Genomic DNA, 2,070 nt, shown 5'->3' on the forward strand with positions numbered 1-2,070 from the left:
TGTAGTAAAAATCTATTTACTATCATTATGAGTTCAAAAACGTAGACAGTAAAGCTACCCAAGATTTAAGCGCTTACCTTAAAGGAGCATGGTATAATAAAAATAGAATTTCATTAAGGAGGAAAAAAGAGAATGTTTAATCTAATAGAAATGTTATTTCCTATAATGTTTATACTGATTTTTATAATAATTGTTTTCACTTTTGTAAAAGGAATAGCTACTTGGTTTAAAAACAATAATTCTCCTCGCTTAACTGTGTCAGCAAGAATAGTAGCAAAACGTCAGAATACCACGCATAACAATCAACCAAACGCTGGTGATATATCAGGAGCACATGGATTTCATACAATTTCCAGCACCTCGTATTATGTGACATTTCAAGTAGATAGTGGTGATAGAATGGAGCTGTCTGTATCAGGCTCAGAGTACGGTGTGCTTGCAGAGGGAGATAAAGGACAGCTGACATTCCAAGGCACAAGATATTTAACATTTGATAGGGAAAATTGAATCTAGAGGTGCATTATGAATAAGTTTTTGAATAAGATAAGGAGTATAGAGAATGAAATACCCATTACTAGGAAAATTATAAATACAATACTTATACTGTGTTTTGGAATAGTTTTAGGAACTTTTGCAAAATTTTTGGATACTACAGCAAGCAATACTTTGCCATTTATATTTGAATATTTAGATATTAGTAATTTTTTGGGTCGTTTTGCTATATGGTTATTGATTGCTTTGTACATTGCAATTTATAGTCATTCTTCCATAAGAGCATCATTAAATGTGTTAGTATTTTTCATTGGAATGGTTTCAAGTTATTACCTATATTCATATTTTGTTGCTGGATTTTTTCCAAAAAATTATGCAATGATTTGGCTTGGTTTTACTGCCATTTCTCCATTGTTAGCTTTTGTTTGTTGGTACGCTAAGGGGAAAAGCAAAATATCTTTTATACTTTCAGTAATAATAATTGCAATTTTATTTAATTTTACGTTTATTTATGGTTGGATTTATTTTGATGTGTATTCAATTTTAGAAGTGATAGTCTTTGGTTGTGCATTAATAGCTTTAAAACGTAACACCTTTAGGGAGACAACGTATATGATATTGAGTGCAGTTGTTATTGCTGTTATACTTAATATGTTAGTTCCATTTCATTTTGGTTAGGCAGATTTTAAGATTATAGATAGAATATAAATTTCACGAACCGTCGAAGTGATCCGCCAGCGGTGGCGGTCGTAAGACATATCGCCACGCCAGCTTGCTGGCGAGAGGGCGGTTCACTTTGGTGGTTGGGCGAGCGTTGGCGAGCCGTTCAAAGCCCCCGTTATCTAACAAGGGGGGCACAAAAAACAAGAGACAATATGCATTAACAAGCGGAAAATGCTGTATTTACAAGGCGAAACCGCATTTTACATGGCGTGATATAAATTATGCCATTATCACTTGGGAAAATTGAATAAGACATAGGAAAGACAGTTGATTTCAAACGAGAAATTGATTGTCTTTTTCTTTTGCAGAAATTTAAGTATAAGCAATTATCAAATATGGTAGTTGCCTTTTTTGATTGGAGGAATTTAACAACCGTAGCAAGAATTCCCTCACCTCTATAGGGACGCCACTGAAAAAGTCTTTATTTTGCATAAAGCAGTACAATATAAAGTGTTTTTATTTGTTTTAATCCACTATATAATGTGTATAAAAATAGTTTTTCAGTGGCGTCCTATAGGTGATGGGATGAATTGCACATTCGAGCATGTCTGCTCAAATTCATAAAAAATCACAAAAACACTTGTTCTGATACAATAAATATATTATAATAGAAAAAAAGAACAATATGCTCTTGAAAATTGGACGGTCGAAATAAGCAATAAGTGAGTGTACATAATAATTCTCATTCTGTGTTGTTAGCTGATCATGGTTATGAAATATAGCAGAAAGATGCTGGACGATAAAATGTTAGAGAGAGCAAAAGAAATCTTTGAAATATAGCACCTGTTGGAACAATCCATCAGTATATAGAAAGTCAGGGTGAGAAAGATAAACCGGGCAGTAAAAATAAGGATT

The 2,070-nt window shown here is 33.0% G+C and carries 2 protein-coding genes; both read left to right on the top strand.

Features of this window, described 5'->3' with window-relative positions:
• Positions 1-132 precede the first annotated feature (132 nt).
• Complete coding sequence (locus I4V44_RS17310) at positions 133-507, top strand: DUF2500 domain-containing protein (protein ID WP_022420222.1); 375 nt, start codon at positions 133-135, stop codon at positions 505-507.
• 15 nt (positions 508-522) lie between these two features.
• Complete coding sequence (locus tag I4V44_RS17315) at positions 523-1,170, top strand: DUF6518 family protein (RefSeq protein ID WP_022420221.1); 648 nt, start codon at positions 523-525, stop codon at positions 1,168-1,170.
• Positions 1,171-2,070: the final 900 nt, after the last annotated feature.

It is taken from the genome of Blautia sp. 1001283B150304_161114_C9 (genome assembly GCF_015668165.1).
Taxonomy (GTDB): Bacteria; Bacillota; Clostridia; order Lachnospirales; family Lachnospiraceae; genus Blautia_A; species Blautia_A wexlerae.